This window comes from Bacteroides uniformis, from assembly GCF_025147485.1.
GTDB classification, from domain to species: Bacteria; Bacteroidota; Bacteroidia; order Bacteroidales; family Bacteroidaceae; genus Bacteroides; species Bacteroides uniformis.
In genome coordinates this window covers 540475-558380 of sequence record NZ_CP102263.1, presented here as the reverse complement: position 1 = coordinate 558380, position 17906 = coordinate 540475, and the positions used below count along the sequence as shown (strand labels likewise).

Sequence of the window (17906 nt, the reverse complement as noted above, 5' to 3'; positions counted from 1 at the left end):
GAAAAGTCATGATACGTCATTTGATATTAAGTGTTTGTCTAGTTCTGGTAGCGTTTCCCGCAATAAAAGCGGCGCCCATAGACGGAATCCGTATAGAAAGTCCATACCGTAGAGTGGTGGTACTGGTCGACGGACAGCAGGTTTGCCTGCCTACTTTCAGTTGTTTTGTAGCCAATCTGCGTGGTAGTTGTCGGGTAGAGGTTTATGAAGCGCCATCCCGTGGGGAGAATTCCCGAAGAGGAAAACTCCTATATGATGAACGTGTGCATTGCTCCATCAATGAAGTGGAAGATATTTTCATTCCAGAGGACAAAAGACCTGGTGGAAACTGGGGTACTTCTAATCATCACAAGCCTGGCAGACCCGGTGACAGGCCGTTAGGAGGCGAGCAGCATGAACCGGTGATGTCACCATCTGCCTTCGAACAGTTTATGGGGCTGATGGAAAAACAGAGTTTCGATTCAGACCGTAAGGAAGTGCTCGACCATGCCTTGCTGACCTCTTGGTTCACTACTGACCAGTGTATCCGTCTGATGGATTTTTATCGTTTCGACAGTGAAAAGAAACAGTTGATGAAGAAGATTTATCCTAAAATAGCCGATAAACCGAATTTCTATTATGCGATAGACAAGCTGACCTTCTCGTCGGACAAGAACGAGATAAATGCCTTCATCAAACAATATCATGAGAAGAATAACTAAAAAAAGGAGGGGTTATGAAACGGATTATATTTATATTTTTTGCCGCTATGATGAGTACAGCTGTTTGTAGTGCGGCAATGAGCAACAGCAAAGTGCGTAAAGAGACCCGCTTTCTTACGGACAAGATGGCCTATGAATTGAACCTGAGTACAGAACAGTATAATGACGTGTACGAAATAAACTATGATTTCATTTCCGGTATACGTTATCTGATGGATGACGTTCTTCGGGGGGAGGAATGGGCATTGAATCGCTATTACGATTATCTGGATGTGCGCAATGACGACCTTCGATGGGTGCTGAATAACCGGCAGTACGGCCGTTTCATGCGGGCCGCCTATTTTTACCGTCCGGTTTATGTAAGTGGTGGTCGTTGGTCTTTTAGGGTTTACATCACTTACACCAACCATAATCATTTCTATTTCCCGCGGCCGTATCATTACCGTACATATTGCGGTGGCCATTATCGTACGCACTATCACAACAGCTATTATCGCGGTCGTTACCATCATCCGCACTATACCGGTTCGTGGAGTATTCGGAATGATAAGTCGTACCACACCAGCCGCCGTTCAGATTTCGGTTCGGTGAACATCCGCCCTAATTCGCATAAGCGTCCGGCAGGCAGGGATGATGTATATACCACGCGACGTAGTAACGGTAGTAATAATCGTATTAGCACAGGTACACGTAACAGCAGTACGCGACGTAGTAGTGTGGATAGTGGCAGAAAGTCGAGTAAAGAGAAAATAGAAACCACAAGAACTAAAAATAATGATAAGAGTCCCAGCCGTAGCAGGGTAAAGACGGCAAGCAAGGAAAGAAGAAATGCTTCCGGCGTACGGAGTTCCGAAAGCCGTCGCAGTAGCTCTTCAAGCACTACCCGCAGTTCTACCGGCAGTAGCTCTTCCCGCTCTTCGGAAAGGAGATAGAAGAACAAAAAACTCCCCTCTTGTCAGCCTGGAGGCAGGGAGAGGGGAGAATCAAACACAACAACTAAAATTATACTTCTTTTTTTATTCAATCGGTTCTCCCTTATAGAAATCCAGAATCTTGGTACGGAACAGATAGTCATACTTGGCTTGCAATTCGTCTGATTGGGATTTCATAAGGTTCTGTTTTGCTTCATTGTATTCTACGGCATTTGCTTTTCCGTTCTCATACTTTTCGCTCATCAGCTTGAAAGACTCTTCGCTGGCAACGGTGGCTGTATGGCTACTGGTATATTTGCTTTCGGCAGCAGCGGCGTTGTACCATGCTTGTTGGATTTCCTTATAAAGTGTCTTCTTGGCATTATCCAATTGCAAGGCATAGTTTTCACGTTGCAGGCGTGCCGTGCGTACCCGGTTACGGGTAGAGAGACGGTTGAAAATAGGTACGCTGAGGTTGAATCCTACATATTTGTTGAAGTTATCGTTCATCTGCTGGCTGAAAGTACGGTCGATGGTAGAATAGTAATTCGTACCGAGACTACCGTTCAGGCTCAGTTGCGGGTAGTAGTTGCTCTGGGCAATACGGATATTGTGTTTACTGCCTTCCAAGCGGAACTGTGCAGCTTGTATGGAAGCCTTACTCACCATGGCTGTTTGGAATATCTCATCCGGAGGAGTGAGAGGGACTAAATCCAGATTGACTGCCGGAGATTCCAGATTGAACCCTTCCGGTGTTTCCAGTTCGATAAGCTGGCTAAGGTCGAGCAGGGCCAACTTATAGTTGTTGTTTGTCTGCACTACATTCATCTCGTCTTGTGCCACACGTGCTTTGGCTTCTGCCAGTTCTGCCGGAGAGGCTTTTCCCAAGTCGGCAAGCCGGCTGATGCGGACATATTGCTCTTTGCTCAATTGCACTTGTCCCAACGCCACCTGGTGGAGCTCTTCATTGAACAGCACCTGAAGGTAGGCCGAAGCTATATTGATGGCAATGTCTTCCTTGGCTTTGTCCAGGTCGGCAATGGCAGCTTTGAGGTTTAGTTTGGCCAATGCATACTGGTGGGGAATTTCCAGACCGGTAAAGATAGGTATGCTGGTATTGACAGACATATTAGTGCCGTGGCTGCTGGTGTTGACGTATACAGTGGAATAGTCTCCCGTATCCTCATTTTTGATGGCTGTTTGCGTACGTCCCCAGTTCCAGCTCTGGCCGGCACTGGCATTCAGGTTCGGCAGTCGTGCCCATTTGGCTGTATTTACTTCGACAGCACTCTGTTCGGCAGCGTTGGCTGTCTGGCGGATACTGATGTTATGCTCGATGGCATAGTCTATGCATTGGCGTAAAGACCATCGTTCCTGCGCCTGCACTGAGATACTGCCGAATATTGCGAGGTATAAGAATATCTTTTTATTCATATCGTATATCTTTTTAAGCTATTCCGTTTGTTAATCCTTTTTCTCTGCACCGCGAATCTTATCCTGGGCACTGATACCGCTTTTGATGGCAATCTTTATGCCGTCACTCATGCCGACCTGGATGGGGCGGCGTTCGAACTTTTGTACCGGTACGCTGTCCGTCATTACGTATACAAAGGTGCTGTCACCATTGAATTCAACGGTACTTTCCGGTACGGCAAGCGTTTTCTGGGCACGGTCCAATACGATTTCTGCGTTGGCAGAATAGCCGGAACGTATCTGTACGCTGTCCGGTGCGGCAATGGCAGCTTTGATTTCAAACTGGTTGGCACCGTTTTCTTCCACACCCTTCGGAGATATGTATTCCAGTGTGGCATCGAACGAAAGATTCTGCAGGGCGCCGATTGTCAGTTTCACCGGCATGCCTTCGTGCACACGGCCCACTTCCGTTTCGTCAATGTTGCCGCGGAAAATCAAATCGTTCATGTTGGCAACGGTAGCGATGGTGGTTCCGTCATTGAAAGTGTTACTCATGATAACCGAGTTACCGACTTTGATGGGTACATCCAGAATCAGACCGGTAATGGTGGAACGGATCAGGGTACTACTGAAAGAGGCGCTGTTCTTGGTGATGCCTTCCTTTACAATTTCCAGGTTATCTTTTGCTGTCTGCAGTTCCTCGCGTGCCTGCTTCACGCTTACTTCCCCTTTTTCGTACTCTTCAGCGCTGATAAGCTTGTCGTTGTACAGTTTCTGGGTACGGGCGAAATCCGTTTCGGCTTGGGCAGCGTTGATTTCCGCCAATCGTACGCGGCTTTCGGCAGAGTTCAATTGTCCCAGTTCGGGTATCACCTTTACTTTGGCAAGCACTTCCCCTTGCTTCACACTTTGTCCTGCTTCCTTGTATACTTCGGCAATAATACCGGAAATCTGCGGCTTGATAAGGACTTCATCTCTCGGTTCCACTTTGCCGGTGGCTACGGTAGTCTTTTCAAGGTCTGTCACTTCCGGAACTATCGTTTCGTATACTATTACTTTAGGTTGGGACTTCTGGTACAGAAAAACGAATGTCCAAATGAATAAGGCAGCAATTACTACCAATAATGCGATTTTCAGAAACTTCTTTGTTTTCATCTTATATTTACGATTTAATTATTTACGATTGATATAGCCATTATTTCATGGCTTACGGTTAGTGGTCTCTCTATAAGTTTATTCATCCCTGATGGCTTCAATTGGCTTGATTGCCATGGCGCGATAGGCAGGTGCCAGTCCGGCAAGCACTCCTAATGCGATGAGGAGGATACAGGTTCCGATAGCCAGTCCGAATGAAACCTGGTAGTGGGTTTTGATAACTCCAGGGTCATTGGCGGCCTTTTCAAGTATTTGCAGTACAAATACGGCAAAAGAAATACCTGCCATACCCGCTATAGTGGTCAGCACCATGCTTTCCGAAAGAATTTGTTGCAGAATGTCTTTAGGACGGGCACCTATGGCACGGCGTATGCCTATTTCCGTTGTACGCTCCTTGACGGTTACCATCATGATATTCGATACGCCGATAGCTCCGGCAAACAGCGTCCCCAAACCTACCATCCAGATTAGAAAGCGCACTCCAATCATCAGGTTGTCCATCATGGAGAACATAGCTTCCGCATTCAGAAGCATGACGGCTTGTTTGTCATCGGGAGCAATGTAGTGCGCCGCTTTTACAAGACGTTCCACTTCGGGCTGCACGTCTTTCACTTTTACTCCCGGTTTCATGATGAAACATACTACATGCAGTTTCTTTCCGAGGTTGTAGGTCTGTTGCATGGTGGAAAAAGGCAATGTAATGGCTTCAGAGGCCTGCCCTTGTATATTGACATTGCCTTCGGATGAACACATTCCGATAACCCGGTAATAGATACCATTTACCCGGACATATTTGCCGCAGGGGTCTTCACCGGGTTTGAAGAGGCTTTCATAAACACGTTTGCCGATTACACACACTTTACGCGACTCTTTAATGTCGACATCATTGATGAAACGTCCATAGGTCATCTCTTGATGTTCTATCTGTTCATATTCGGGATACAAGCCTTTCACACTACAGTCGTACTTGTTGTCTCCGTAGACAGCCACTTGTCCCCATAAGGCAATGGAAGGCGTGGCAAGCGCCACACCGTCCACATTGCGTACACGGTCCACATCTTCCATCTCCAAATCCCACCATCGTCCTTTGCGAAAACCTTTATAAGCCTCGCTTGTCTTTTGTGCAGCGATAAAGCCCGAGTTGGTTGCAAATCCTTCGAACTGGGATTTTAGTTCTTCCTGCATGCCCTGGCCGCCACCGATAAGCGCCACCAGCATAAAGATACCCCAGAATACGCCGAACGCCGTAAGCAGGCTTCTCGTTTTGTTCCTTGTTATTGTGATGAGGATTTCCTCACACGTATCTATGTCTATTCTCATAATCTTTAATCTGCTCTAAGTGCTTCAATAGGACTGATACTTACCGCTTTCTTAGCCGGGAAGAACCCAGCCAACGTACCCGCTATGATAAGGGTCAGGGTAGCTTGGATAGCAATACTGAGGTCTACGGTAGGATCGGAGAACATGGTCTGCTGGAACATGCCGGCATCCATCGTCTGGCTACCGAAAGCAGAGTTCATCCATTCCGTCACCCCGATGCCTGCCACCATACCGATATAACCGAATAGCGTAGTGATAGTCACGCTTTCCACAATAATCAGCCAAAGGATGGAGAAAGGTTTTGCTCCCAATGCCTTACGGATACCAAATTCCCGGGTACGTTCTTTCACGGTAATCAGCATTATGTTCGACACGCCGACAATCCCACTCAACAGTGTGAAGATACCGATAACCCAGATTGCAGTCCGGAGGATACCCATTGCATTCTGTGTCTGCAGATAGTTGGTGAAACGATTCCATATCCATATGGCGCTCTCATCTGTGGGGTCAAAGCGGTGATTGGTGGCAATAGCCTTGCGGTATTCTTTTTCAAAGGCTTCGTTACTTTCTATGCTGTGCAGGTTCTTGGTTGTAAAGATGATGTTATTCAGCTTGTCTCCTTTATTATAGATGGTCTGCAAGGTGGAGAAGGGGATATACGCTTCGTTTGCCTCGCGGTCTCCCTGGTCATTGTAGAGGCCTACTACTTGATAGGCCACTCCACTGGCATTGACAAATTGTCCGATGGGTTCAGTATGCGTTTTTCCGAAAAGGATATCTGCAGATTTCTTATGGAGGATGATGACTTTACGTCGGTCTTTCAGGTCGTTGTAGTTGATGAAACGTCCGTCCGCTGTTTTCACGGTTTCCACTTCGGTGTAGTTGGGATATACGCCCAGCAGAGAGATATTGATATATTCTTGTCCGAAGCTGACGTTTACATTACTTTGACGCACGGTGGCACCGGCACTGATGACATTTTCGGTGAATTGCTTCTCCGTGTCATCCATGTCCCGGTTGTCCAGTTGGACGCGGCGTCCTTCTTTCAGACCGTCGTATGACTTGGTGGTCCAGCCGGGGAAGATGCGGATAGAGTTCAAGGCACGCTCCGACGCATTTTGCTCGAAGGCATGTATGATACCGTTTCCGGCTCCGAGCAGCACGATGAGCATGAAGATTCCCCATGCCACGGCAAAGCCCGTCAGGAATGTACGCAGTTTGTTGCGTTTGATGGTTCCGTATATTTCTTGCCAAAGGTCTATCATTGATAATTAAAAATTAAGAATTAAAAATTAAAGGGGGAGGGGGCTCTTCCTTTATTATTTCATGAATCCGTCTTTTCCGAACGGGCTTGCATCGTGGTTCAGATTCGTCTCGATGCTACCTATGATACCGTCTTTGATATGGATAATCTTGTCCGTCTGGTTGGCAACACCGCTTTCGTGGGTCACGACTACGATGGTCATGCCCGTATCGTGCAGTTCCTTTAGAATCTGCATCACCTCTACGGAAGTCTTGCTGTCGAGCGCGCCGGTAGGTTCATCGGCAAGGATAATCTGCGGTTGGGTAATGAGGGCACGGGCGATGGCTACACGTTGTTTCTGTCCACCGGACATCTCATTTGGCATGTGGTGTGCCCACTCTTTCAGCCCCAGGCGGTCCAGATATTCCAGTGCCAGCGCATTACGTTTGCGGCGGCTCACTCCTTGATAAAAGAGAGGAAGCGCCACATTCTCCACTGCATTCTTGAAGGAAATGAGATTGAAGGACTGGAAGATGAAACCAATCATACGGTTGCGGTACTCGGCTGCCTTCGTTTCGCTGAGGTTCTTGATGAGGGTACCGTTCAGATAATATTCCCCCGTGTCGTAACTATCCAGAATACCCAGTATATTGAGTAAAGTGGACTTTCCCGAACCCGATGAGCCCATGATGGAAACAAATTCGCCTTTCTGAATGTCGAGGTTGATACCTTTGAGCACATGCAGCGGTGCTCCGTTGTTGTAGGTCTTGTTAATGTCTTTTAGTTGTATCACTGTTTTCCCTGTTTATTGCTTTACTCTTATTAATTTTCACTATTAGACGCAGCAATGCTACGAAAAGTTGCAAAAGTTGCAAACTTTTTTAAAAAAAGATTTTGCAGTGTCGTTTTTCTTTGTGATTTTTGTAACCATGAATGTGATTAACTAACCCTTTAAACAAAAGTAATATCATGAATTCAAACATGGAAAAGCCCTATGTAGTGGGCATTGACATAGGCGGAACAAACACCGTCTTTGGTATTGTAGACGCACGCGGAACTATTATTGCAAGCAGTTCCATCAAAACCGGAGCTTATGAGGACGTCAATGATTACGTAGACGAAGTTTGCAAGAATCTGTTGCCGCTCATTATTGCCAACGGTGGAGTAGACAAGATAAAAGGTATCGGTATCGGTGCTCCTAACGGAAACTATTACAGCGGTACTATTGAGTTTGCCCCGAACCTTCCCTGGAAGGGTGTAATTCCTTTGGCTGCCATGTTTGAAGAGCGCTTGGGTATCCCTACCGCTTTGACAAACGACGCCAATGCTGCCGGTATCGGTGAAATGACTTACGGTGCGGCTCGTGGTATGAAAGACTTTATCATGATAACTCTTGGCACCGGTGTAGGTAGCGGTATCGTTATTAACGGTCAGATGGTATATGGCCATGACGGTTTTGCCGGAGAGTTGGGACATACTATTATCCGTCGTGAAAACGGACGTCTCTGCGGATGCGGACGTCACGGCTGTCTGGAAACTTATTGTTCGGCTACGGGTGTGGCGCGTTCTGCACGTGAGTTCTTGACCAAGAGTACCGAACCGAGTTTGTTGCGCGACATTCCGGCAGAAAACATTACTTCCAAGGATGTGTATGATGCAGCGGTGAAGGGTGACAAGATTGCTCAAGACATCTTTGAGTTTACCGGAACCATCTTGGGTGAGGCTTTGGCTGACTTCATCGCTTTCTCCAGTCCGGAAGCTATCGTGTTGTTCGGTGGTCTGGCAAAAGCGGGAGACTATATCTTCAAGCCTATCCAGAAAGCTATTGACGACAATGTATTGAATATCTACAAAGGTAAGACCAAGTTGCTGGCTTCCGAGTTGAAGGACTCTGATGCTGCAGTGCTGGGTGCCAGTGCGTTGGGCTGGGAGCTGAGAGATATCAAGTAATCAATATTAGGGAAACTGATAAAGGAGGGGATATGTCAAAACTCCCCTTCTATCGAAGTCACCCTCGCTACACCTATCTGTGGCGAGGGTGATTTTTAGTTTATGAGAGTTTCGACACACCTTTTTTTCTTTGGTGGCACATATTCCTCAGCAATAAAGTTATGTCACAAGTTGCTTCCACACTTCCACCCATTCTCTGTATCCCTTTATTCATCGGGGTTGCGGATGCTGTGGAAGCAACTTGAAAAGGTGGAAGCAACTTTTGCTTCCACCTTAAATTTACGCCAAATAATCTATTAATGTCTTGTAGTACAATAAATTAATAGGATATGGGGCAATTTGCCAATATCGTGTAAACAAGCTATTGGTTTCCTGCAAACACGGTATTAACTTCGTAAAAGCCCGTGCGATAATAGGTGGAAGTCAGGTTTTTGGTATGGATAAGATAGGTATTCAGTATAGGCAAGCTATGCATATGAGAGCTGTTTAACGGCCGTGAGGCGTTCGCCTAACGGCCATAAAGCACCTTGTTGACGGTCGTTAGCAGAGCGTCTCACGGCCGTTGGGCGCTGATAAACTAACATATCAGCAAGAAGGAAGGCTTATGTGAAAGGAAAGGAGCGCAGGCTTACAATGTTTTGAATGAGGGAGTAGCAGTAGAGTATCGCATGGTGTGTATGCCTACTGTGTATATCACTAAAAAAGGGAAACCGACATTGTCAGTTTCCCTTTTTTATTTCGAAATAGGAGTCTGGAATTAACCGTTAACTCTTTTTTCTTTGATTCTTGCTTTCTTACCGGTAAGAGCGCGCAGGTAGTACAGTTTAGCGCGACGAACTTTACCCACCTTGTTCACTTCGATGCTGTCGATAGCCGGTGATTCAATCGGGAAAATACGTTCTACGCCTATGGTTCCTGACATCTTACGTACTGTAAAACGCTTCTTGTCTCCATGTCCGGCAATCTTGATAACAACACCACGGTACAGCTGTACACGTTCCTTGTTACCCTCGACAATACGATATGCTACTGTTACAGTGTCACCTGCCTTGAAGCTCGGGTGCTGTTTTCCGGTAGCAAATGCTTCTTCTGCAATTTTAATTAAATCCATTGTTTTTATTATTAAATTGTTTCATCGTTACAACGCAACATACCAGGCTTCTCTCTTGGTGTCCTGACAGCGATTGCGCGAAAGCGGTGCAAAGGAACGAATTATTTGCCAGATACACAAGTGCTTCAAGCTTTTTTTCGCCAGTTGGGATGATTTTTGAGCGTTTCATTCTGCTAAACGCAAGTCTAAATAATCGGTTAATTGTGTGGCTCAGTCGCAAAAGAAAAGTATATTTGTAGCAATTTAAAACTAAATGAATATGAAGAAACAAACTTTCAGTCTCCTTGCGGGGGCAGTGTTGGCGGTTGCACTTCTATTGGTTTCCTGCCATTCTTCCTACGAAGTGACCAAGGTAGAGGGAGGCAGAATTCCCATGAACTCTGTCTGGGATGCCGAGCCGGATGCCGAAGCCGTGGCTCTGCTGGCGCCTTACAAGGCCCGGATGGACAGCGTTATGTATCATGTGGTGGGAACCGCAGAAATGTCGATGGACAGATTCCGGCCCGAAAGCCTTTTATCCAATCTGATTGCAGATGTACTGCGTGAGGCTGCGGTGGAAGTGCTGGGCAAACCGGCCGATATGGGGCTAATCAATATCGGTGGAATCCGGAATTCCCTGACGGAAGGAGATATCACTACCGAAAACATCTATGAGATATTGCCTTTTGAGAATTCGCTCTGTGTGCTGACGATGAAAGGCTCTGCCATGAAGCACTTGTTTGAAAACATTGCGGTGAGACTTGGTGAAGGGGTGAGTGGTATACAGTTGGAAATCAGCAAGGATGGCAAGCTGCTCCAGGCTTCCATTGCCGGCAAGCCGGTGGAGGATGACCGTGACTATACGGTTGCCACGATTGATTATCTGGCTGATGGAAACGATGGAATGACGGCTTTCCTGCAGGCGGATAAAAGGGAGTGCCCGGATGGGGCTACACTGCGTGGTCTGTTCATGAAGTATGTGGAGAAGCAGACGGCAGCCGGCAAGAAGGTGACTTCGCGCATGGAGGGAAGAGTGGTCGTTAAAGAGTAAGCATTAAAAAAACAGAAGTTCTATGAAACATATGTATTCCTTGGCAGCCCTGCTGCTTTTCATGCTCCCCGCATCGGCACAGCAAGAGGGGCGTGTCATTACTGAAGAACCCCTTTGCCTGGTGTCCGCCGATTCTGTATCGTCCGGCCAATCCGGAAAACAACTGTTTATCCTGCACACCAGCGATACGCACAGCCGTATAGAACCCATCAGCGCCGAGGCTGCCGACGAGTATGCCGGGATGGGCGGTGTGGTGCGCCGTGCCGGTTTTGTAAAGCAGTTTCGCGGCAAGCATCCGGATATGTTGCTGCTGGATTGCGGAGACATCTCGCAAGGTACCCCTTATTATAACTTTTTCAAAGGCGAGCTGGAGGTCAAGATGATGAACCTCATGGGCTATGATGCCATGACGATAGGTAATCATGAATTTGATTTCGGACTTGAGAATATGGCGGAATTGTTCCGTATGGCGGATTTTCCCGTGGTCTGTTCCAATTATGACGTGACGGGTACGGTACTCGAAGGGCTGGTGAAGCCTTATATCACCTTGGTGCGCGAAGGGGTGAAAATCGGAATCTTCGGCCTGGCCCCTAAGATGGAAGGGCTGGTGCAGGCGGATAAATGCATAGGCATTGTCTACAACGACCCGATAAAGGTGGCCCAGGAAATGACAGACCTTCTCAGGGAGAAGGAGAATTGCGAGGTTGTGATTTGCATGTCTCATTTGGGTATCCGCAGTGCAAATCCCGAAGGCGCTTCCGACGAGAACCTGGTAGGCAAGACGCGTGGCATTGATGTCATTTTGGGAGGACATTCGCATACTTTTATGGAAAAGCCTGCCGTTTATCTGAATGCGGACGGCAAGAGCGTTCCCGTGCTGCACACCGGAAAGAGTGGCATCTACGTAGGAGAAATGGTACTTACTTTAACTGAAAAATAGCATGATGAAAAGACTCACCCTCCTTTTATGGGTTGCAGGATTGTTTATATTGGGATTATCTTCACTTCACGCCCAGACGGGAGGCCCGTTTCTTCCTTCGGCTGCAGACAACCGGTGCCGGCAATGGGTGGACTCCGTGTTGTCAGGTCTGAATGTACACGAAAAAGTGGGGCAGCTCATCGTTGCCACCATTCCGGCCAGAGCAGACAAGGCCACGAAAAAGCAGATGCGCGAGCTGGTAAAGAAATACAAGGTCGGTGGCTTGCTGTTTTCCGAAGGTACTCCGGAAGAGCAGGCTATCTTGACCAATATGGCCCGGAAGGATGCCAAGATTCCCGTTATGGTTACTTTCGATGGAGAGTGGGGACTGTCAATGAGGCTGAAAGGCGCTCCGGACTATCCCCGTAATGCCGCCTTGGGATGTATCGAGGACAATGGCCTGATTGAAGAATATGGACGTGAGGTGGCCCGCCAGTTCCGCGAATTGGGGGTACACGTCAATTTTGCACCCGATGCGGATGTCAATACGAATCCGCTGAACCCGGTGATACACGTACGCTCCTTTGGCGAGAACCCGCAGCGGGTGGCGGAAAAGGTGGTGGCATACAGCCGTGGGCTCGAAAGCGGGGGCATACTTTCCGTTTGCAAGCATTTCCCCGGGCATGGCGATACGGATGTGGATTCTCATAAGGCGCTTCCTGCCTTGCACTACGACCGTGCACGCCTGGACAGTGTGGAACTTTATCCCTTCAAGGAAATGGTACGTGCCGGATTGGGGGGTGTCATGGTAGGCCATCTGCAAGTGCAGGCGCTGGACCCGGACGGGGTGACTCCTTCTTCCTTGTCGCGGAATGTGGTGACCGGGTTGTTGAAGGATGAACTCGGCTTTAAAGGGCTGGTGTTTACCGATGCCTTGGACATGAAGGGGGTGTCTGCCATTCCGCAGGTAACTACCAAAGCGCTGCTGGCGGGAAATGATATGGTGCTGGTACAGTTCAATACGAAGAATGCGGTGCAGGAGCTGGTAGATGCAGTGGAGTCGGGACAACTGAGTAAGGACGAACTTGATGCCAAGTGCCGCAAGGTATTGATGTACAAGTATATGCTTGGTTTGAGAAACCGCCAGCCGCAACTTCGGGTCAGCGGAATGAGCTATCGCATCAATACGGAGGAAGCGCAGGTGTTGGCTGCCAAGTTGCGCCGTTCGGCAGTGACTGTATTGAACAATTATTTCGATGTCCTCCCGCTGGCACCGGTGGAAGGTGATATTGCCGTGCTCAGCATCGGAGAGAAGGAGGCGGATGCTCCCTTTGTGGAAGCTATGAAAAAGAATGCAGGCATCAGCCATTTCCACTTGCCTTGGAATGCCGATGAGGCTCTCTGGCAGGAAGTGCAGGGGCAGTTGGCTGCTTTCCGTCGCGTGGTTATCAGCATCACCGGTTCGGCTTATGTCAGCGACCGTGATGTGGCCTTTCTGGAAGGCTTGAACCTGCGTGCTCCGCTGGTCTATACTTTTTTTACCTCTTACCGTACATTGCAACCTCTGATGCCCGCACTTGCCAAATCCAGCGCTGTGGTGCTGGCACATTCGGCAGAGACGGATTTGCAGCAATACGTGGCTGATGTTCTTTTTGCCAAAAAGCTGGCCAGTGGCAGAATGTCGATGAGTATCGGTAAACTGTTTCCAGCGGGAACGGGCTGTATGATTGAGCCGGGCATGAAACCGGGGAAGACTGTTCCGGAAGATTACGGCATGAAGTCGTATGTGCTGCAAAGTATCGATGCCGTTGCCCGAAAGGGACTGGAAGCGGGAGCTTATCCCGGTTGCCGCGTGCTGGTGTGGAAAGACGGACTGCCGGTATATGACAAAGGCTTCGGAACCCACTCTGATAAGGATACCACTACTGTCCGTTCTTCGGACCTTTTTGATTTGGCTTCGCTGACCAAGACTACGGCTACGTTGCTTGCCGTCATGAAACTGTATGATGAGGGCAAGATAAAACTGGATGACAAGGTTTCCGCTTATCTGCCCTTCTTGCGCAATGGCAACAAGCGGAACATTACCATCCGCGAACTTCTGTTCCACGAATCGGGGCTTCCTCCCTATATCCGCTTCTACCTGGACATCATAGACCCGAATTCGGTACACGGCCCGTACTCCCAGAGTTGGGTGGACGAGTGGCATCGTACGCAGGTAAGCGAGCATAGCTATTATTGTTCCGATTTTAAGTTCCGGAAAGGGATGGTGTCCGACAAGAATACACCGGTCTATACCCTGCACATGGCAGATGGCATGTGGCTGAACAAGAGTTTCAAGAATTCTATCCTTCAGCGGATAGCCAAGTGCGAGTTGGATGGCAAACGTTATGTTTACAGCGACCTTGGCTTCGTGCTGTTGCAGCAGGTAGTGGAGAAGGTGACGGAGCTGCCGATGGATTTGTACCTTGCCCGTGAGTTCTATGCCCCGATGGGATTGCAACGTACTATGTTTCTGCCTTTGACGAAGTTCACCAAAGCGGAAATCATGCCCACGGCATCCAATGACTTCCTGCGTCGCCAGGATATATGCGGATATGTGCATGACGAGACTGCTGCCTGCATGGGTGGGGTGTCCGGTAATGCAGGACTTTTCTCTACGGCCGAAGAGGTGGCAAAGGTTTATCAAATGTTGCTGAACGGCGGTGAATTCAATGGCAAGCGTTTCTTGAGTGAGGCAACCTGCCGTTTGTTTACGACGGAGAAATCTGCCATCAGCCGTCGCGGTCTGGGATTCGACAAGCCGGATGTATCCATTGTGAAGCGCAGCCCTTGTGCTCCTTCCGCTCCGGAAGCGGTATATGGACATACCGGATTTACCGGTACTTGTGCTTGGGTGGACCCGGAAAACAAGACGGTGTATGTATTCCTCAGCAACCGCTTGTGCCCCAATGTATGGAACACGAAACTGGGTGACATGAATATAAGAAGAGATATCCAGGAATTGATTTATAAAAGTATTATTCCGCAAATCCCCTAAAAACAATCTATCTATAAGGAATGAAGAGAATATACCTGCTTGCCTATATCACTATATTGTGTTGTCTTTGTCCGCTTCTGAAAGCGCAGCTTGGCCCGATGCCGTTTACTCCGGTGCCGCCGAACGACCCTTCGCTTGTACGTCTCTTGAACAGTGACGTGCGGTGCAGGCAGTGGGTGGATTCCGTCATGCAGCGTCTGACTCTGAAAGAACGCATCGGACAACTGTTCATCTATACGATTGCCCCCCAGCAGGACAAGGCCAACAAGGAACTGCTGCGTAAGGTGGTGGAGGACTATAAGGTAGGCGGTCTGTTATTCTCCGGCGGATTGATGCAGAACCAGGTGATGTTGACCAATGAGGCGCAGCGGATGGCGGAAGTTCCGCTGATGATTACCTTTGACGGTGAATGGGGGCTGGCTATGCGCCTTCGCGGTACTCCGAACTTTCCGCGAAACATGGTGCTGGGCTGCATACAGAACGATACACTGATTTATGAATATGGGCGCGAGGTGGCCCGCCAATGCCGTGAACTGGGGGTGCAAGTGAATTTTGCTCCCGTAGCGGATGTGAATATCAATCCCAAGAATCCGGTTATCAATACCCGTTCCTTCGGTGAAAGTCCGTTCAATGTGGCGAACAAGGTTGTTGCCTACTCCAAAGGGTTGGAGGATGGTGGTGTGCTTTCTGTCAGCAAGCACTTTCCGGGACATGGGGATACGGATGTGGATTCTCATAAGGCGTTGCCCGTGCTGCCTTTTACCCGTGCCCGTCTGGACAGTATAGAGCTTTATCCTTTCAGAAAAGCTATTCGTGCCGGATTGGGAGGAATGATGGTGGGGCACTTGGAGGTGCCTACCATAGAGCCGCAAAAGGGGCTCCCGTCTTCGCTTTCGCGTAAGGTAGTTTCCGGTCTGTTGGTGAATGACCTCGGCTTTCAGGGGCTTGTCTTTACGGATGCCCTTGCCATGAAAGGGGTATCGGGCAATGAAAGCATCTGTTTGCAGGCGCTGAAAGCCGGCAATGATTTGCTGCTTGTCCCCCGGCGTATTAAGGAAGAAGTGGAGGCTGTGCTTGCCGCTGTGAAAAAAGGGGAGCTGACAGAGAAAGAGATAGAGGCGAAATGCCGTAAAGTACTGAAATATAAATATGCCCTTGGGTTGGAAAAGAAACCCCATGTACAGCTTTCAGGTTTGGGGACCCGCATCAATACTCCGAAAACGCGTGATTTGATGCGCCGGCTGAACTTGGCGGCCATCACTGTGCTGGATAACCGGGACGAGGTACTTCCGCTGGACCCTTCCATCGGTGAAGTTGCCGTGCTCAATGTGGGAGAAGCGCAGGAAATCCAGCCGTTCCTCAAGGAACTGTCGCAGTATACCCGTCCTGTGGAGTTCCGTTTGGGCAAGAATCTGCCGGAGGCTGACGGGAACCGTTTGAGAAATGCGCTGGCCAAGTACAAACGTATTCTGGTCTGTGTCACCGAACACCGTTTGACGCCCTATCAGAATTTCTTTGCAAAGTTCGCTCCTGACGTACCGGTGGTTTATCTGTTCTTTATTCCTGGCAAGCAGGTATTGCAGATAAAACAAGGGGACGCTGCTGCTGAAGCGGTGATTTTGGCACACTCCTCCAACGAGGAGGTACAGCGGCAGGTTGCCCGGATTGTTTATGGCAGCGCTTGTTCAGAGGGACGCTTGTCTGCCAGTATCGGTAGTCGGTTTGCTGCCGGTGCGGGAGTGACGCTGACTCCTCAAAGCGCCCCCCGCTTTGTACCCGAAGAGCATGGTATGAATTCCCGTCTGCTGGCTGAAATAGACAAGATAGCTGAAGAAGGCATTCGTGAAGGGGCTTACCCCGGCTGCCAGGTGGTGGTGCTGAAGGATGGTAGGGAGATGTATAATAAAGCTTTCGGTACCCACGTCTGGAACGAGGCCGGAAGCAAGGCGCTTCCCGTAAAGAAGACGGATGTATACGACATCGCTTCGCTGACAAAGACCACAGCCACGCTGCTTGCTGTGATGAAGTTGTACGATGGCGGACGCCTCAATCTTACAGACCGGGTGTCGGATTATCTGCCTTTCCTACAGGATACGGACAAGAAGAATATTACGGTACGCGAACTGCTGATGCATGAATCCGGTCTACCTTCTACCTTGCTATTCTATCAGGAAGCGATTGATGAAGAGAGCTACACCGGCACTTTGTTCAAGGCACGTCCCGATGCCCGGCATTCCGCACGCATCGGACGGCAGACTTGGGCGAACCCTAAGTTCCGCTTCCGTCAGGGACTGACGTCGAAGGTGCAGACACCGGAATATACGATGCAAGTGTCCGACAGCCTTTGGCTGAACCGTTCTTTCAAGCAGGAGTACTTGCAGAAGATTGTGGATACTCCGCTTAGAGATAAACGTTACCGTTATAGTTGTGTGGGCTTTATCTTGTTGCAGCAGTTGGTCGAGGCGCGCACCGGCATGTCTATGGACGAATATTTGGCCAAGGAATTCTATACTCCGATGGGATTGGAGCGTACGGGGTATCTTCCTCTGCGCTTCTTGAAGAAGGAAGATATTGTACCTTCATCAACAGATCCTTTCTTGCGTAAGACTACCTTGCAAGGATTTGTACATGATGAATCCGCAGCTTTTCAGGGTGGCGTTTCCGGTAATGCCGGGCTGTTCTCCACTGCCGAAGAAGTAGCAAAAGTCTATCAGATGTTGCTGAATGGGGGTGAACTGGACGGTAAACGCTATTTGAGCAAGGAGACCTGCAGGGTATTTACTACCACTGTCTCAAGGATAAGCCGCCGGGGGCTGGGATTTGATAAGCCCGACCGGCATAATCCCCAGAAGAGTCCCTGCGCAGAGTCTGCCCCTGCTTCTGTCTATGGTCATACCGGTTTCACGGGTACTTGCGCCTGGACAGACCCGGAGAACGGCTTGGTTTATGTCTTTTTGAGCAACCGCACCTATCCGGATGTGTGGAATAACAAGTTGATGAGGCTGGATATAAGGACGAGGATTCAGGAAGCTGTATATAAGGCGATGCTGGGAGGAAAAAAATAACTGGTAGAATTAAAAAGAGCCTCCCTTGCTCACGCAGGAAAGGCTCTTTTC

At 48.9% G+C, this 17906-nt stretch carries 13 protein-coding genes; 7 read left to right on the top strand and 6 right to left on the bottom strand.

The features are described 5' to 3' along the window. The first annotated feature begins 8 nt into the window (after nt 1-8). Nucleotides 9-701: a DUF4476 domain-containing protein gene (locus NQ510_RS02200; RefSeq protein ID WP_005825088.1), complete on the top strand. Its 693-nt coding sequence runs from the start codon at nt 9-11 to the stop codon at nt 699-701. Nucleotides 702-715: 14 nt separating this feature from the next. Next, nucleotides 716-1633: a hypothetical protein gene (locus tag NQ510_RS02195; protein ID WP_005825085.1), complete on the top strand. Its 918-nt coding sequence runs from the start codon at nt 716-718 to the stop codon at nt 1631-1633. An 84-nt stretch (nt 1634-1717) separates the two neighbouring features. Here the strand turns inward: NQ510_RS02195 and NQ510_RS02190 are convergent, their stop codons facing one another. From NQ510_RS02190 to NQ510_RS02170, 5 genes are all read right to left on the bottom strand, one after another. Then, a complete protein-coding gene (locus NQ510_RS02190) occupies nt 1718-3046 on the bottom strand; it encodes a TolC family protein (protein ID WP_005825078.1) in 1329 nt (442 codons plus the stop codon). Between the two features lie 30 nt (nt 3047-3076). Next, a complete protein-coding gene (locus NQ510_RS02185; protein WP_005825076.1) occupies nt 3077-4180 on the bottom strand; it encodes an efflux RND transporter periplasmic adaptor subunit in 1104 nt (367 codons plus the stop codon). Between the two features lie 78 nt (nt 4181-4258). Beyond that, a complete protein-coding gene (locus tag NQ510_RS02180; protein ID WP_005825074.1) occupies nt 4259-5500 on the bottom strand; it encodes an ABC transporter permease in 1242 nt (413 codons plus the stop codon). Nucleotides 5501-5505: 5 nt separating this feature from the next. Then, nucleotides 5506-6765, bottom strand: coding sequence for an ABC transporter permease (locus NQ510_RS02175; protein ID WP_005825072.1), 1260 nt, complete (start codon nt 6763-6765; stop codon nt 5506-5508). Between the two features lie 54 nt (nt 6766-6819). After that, nucleotides 6820-7536 carry an ABC transporter ATP-binding protein gene (locus NQ510_RS02170; RefSeq protein ID WP_005825069.1) on the bottom strand — a complete coding sequence of 239 codons (717 nt, stop codon included), beginning with the start codon at nt 7534-7536 and terminating at the stop codon, nt 6820-6822. A 176-nt stretch (nt 7537-7712) separates the two neighbouring features. Here NQ510_RS02170 and NQ510_RS02165 point away from each other — a divergent pair, with 176 nt between their 5' ends. Further along, nucleotides 7713-8693 (top strand): ROK family protein, encoded by a 981-nt coding sequence (locus NQ510_RS02165; RefSeq protein ID WP_005825067.1) that lies wholly within the window; start codon nt 7713-7715, stop codon nt 8691-8693. A gap of 757 nt (nt 8694-9450) precedes the next feature. On the opposite strand, the gene rplS is transcribed toward NQ510_RS02165, so the two are convergent. Further along, entirely contained in the window at nt 9451-9804 is a 354-nt protein-coding gene (gene rplS, locus NQ510_RS02160; protein ID WP_004292313.1) for a 50S ribosomal protein L19, read from the bottom strand. Between the two features lie 259 nt (nt 9805-10063). Between rplS and NQ510_RS02155 the strand changes: the two genes are divergently transcribed. From NQ510_RS02155 to NQ510_RS02140, 4 genes are read left to right on the top strand one after another with little or no spacing between them, the layout of a single operon-like run. Beyond that, nucleotides 10064-10834, top strand: coding sequence for a 5'-nucleotidase C-terminal domain-containing protein (locus NQ510_RS02155; RefSeq protein WP_016273980.1), 771 nt, complete (start codon nt 10064-10066; stop codon nt 10832-10834). A 22-nt stretch (nt 10835-10856) separates the two neighbouring features. Further along, nucleotides 10857-11774, top strand: coding sequence for a bifunctional metallophosphatase/5'-nucleotidase (locus NQ510_RS02150; RefSeq protein ID WP_005825055.1), 918 nt, complete (start codon nt 10857-10859; stop codon nt 11772-11774). Between the two features lies 1 nt (nt 11775). Beyond that, nucleotides 11776-14790: a glycoside hydrolase family 3 N-terminal domain-containing protein gene (locus NQ510_RS02145; protein WP_005825053.1), complete on the top strand. Its 3015-nt coding sequence runs from the start codon at nt 11776-11778 to the stop codon at nt 14788-14790. 20 nt (nt 14791-14810) lie between these two features. Continuing rightward, a complete protein-coding gene (locus NQ510_RS02140) occupies nt 14811-17855 on the top strand; it encodes a glycoside hydrolase family 3 N-terminal domain-containing protein (protein WP_005825051.1) in 3045 nt (1014 codons plus the stop codon). Nucleotides 17856-17906 lie beyond the last annotated feature (51 nt).

Bases quoted from the DNA above. Each gene is read 5' to 3' on its own strand.
- NQ510_RS02200 (WP_005825088.1), top strand. From the start codon at position 9: ATGATACGTCATTTGATATTAAGTGTTTGTCTAGTTCTGGTAGCGTTT.
- NQ510_RS02195 (WP_005825085.1), top strand. From the start codon at position 716: ATGAAACGGATTATATTTATATTTTTTGCCGCTATGATGAGTACAGCT.
- NQ510_RS02190 (WP_005825078.1), bottom strand. From the start codon at position 3,046: ATGAATAAAAAGATATTCTTATACCTCGCAATATTCGGCAGTATCTCA.
- NQ510_RS02185 (WP_005825076.1), bottom strand. From the start codon at position 4,180: ATGAAAACAAAGAAGTTTCTGAAAATCGCATTATTGGTAGTAATTGCT.
- NQ510_RS02180 (WP_005825074.1), bottom strand. From the start codon at position 5,500: ATGAGAATAGACATAGATACGTGTGAGGAAATCCTCATCACAATAACA.
- NQ510_RS02175 (WP_005825072.1), bottom strand. From the start codon at position 6,765: ATGATAGACCTTTGGCAAGAAATATACGGAACCATCAAACGCAACAAA.
- NQ510_RS02165 (WP_005825067.1), top strand. From the start codon at position 7,713: ATGAATTCAAACATGGAAAAGCCCTATGTAGTGGGCATTGACATAGGC.
- rplS (WP_004292313.1), bottom strand. From the start codon at position 9,804: ATGGATTTAATTAAAATTGCAGAAGAAGCATTTGCTACCGGAAAACAG.
- NQ510_RS02155 (WP_016273980.1), top strand. From the start codon at position 10,064: ATGAAGAAACAAACTTTCAGTCTCCTTGCGGGGGCAGTGTTGGCGGTT.
- NQ510_RS02150 (WP_005825055.1), top strand. From the start codon at position 10,857: ATGAAACATATGTATTCCTTGGCAGCCCTGCTGCTTTTCATGCTCCCC.
- NQ510_RS02145 (WP_005825053.1), top strand. From the start codon at position 11,776: ATGATGAAAAGACTCACCCTCCTTTTATGGGTTGCAGGATTGTTTATA.
- NQ510_RS02140 (WP_005825051.1), top strand. From the start codon at position 14,811: ATGAAGAGAATATACCTGCTTGCCTATATCACTATATTGTGTTGTCTT.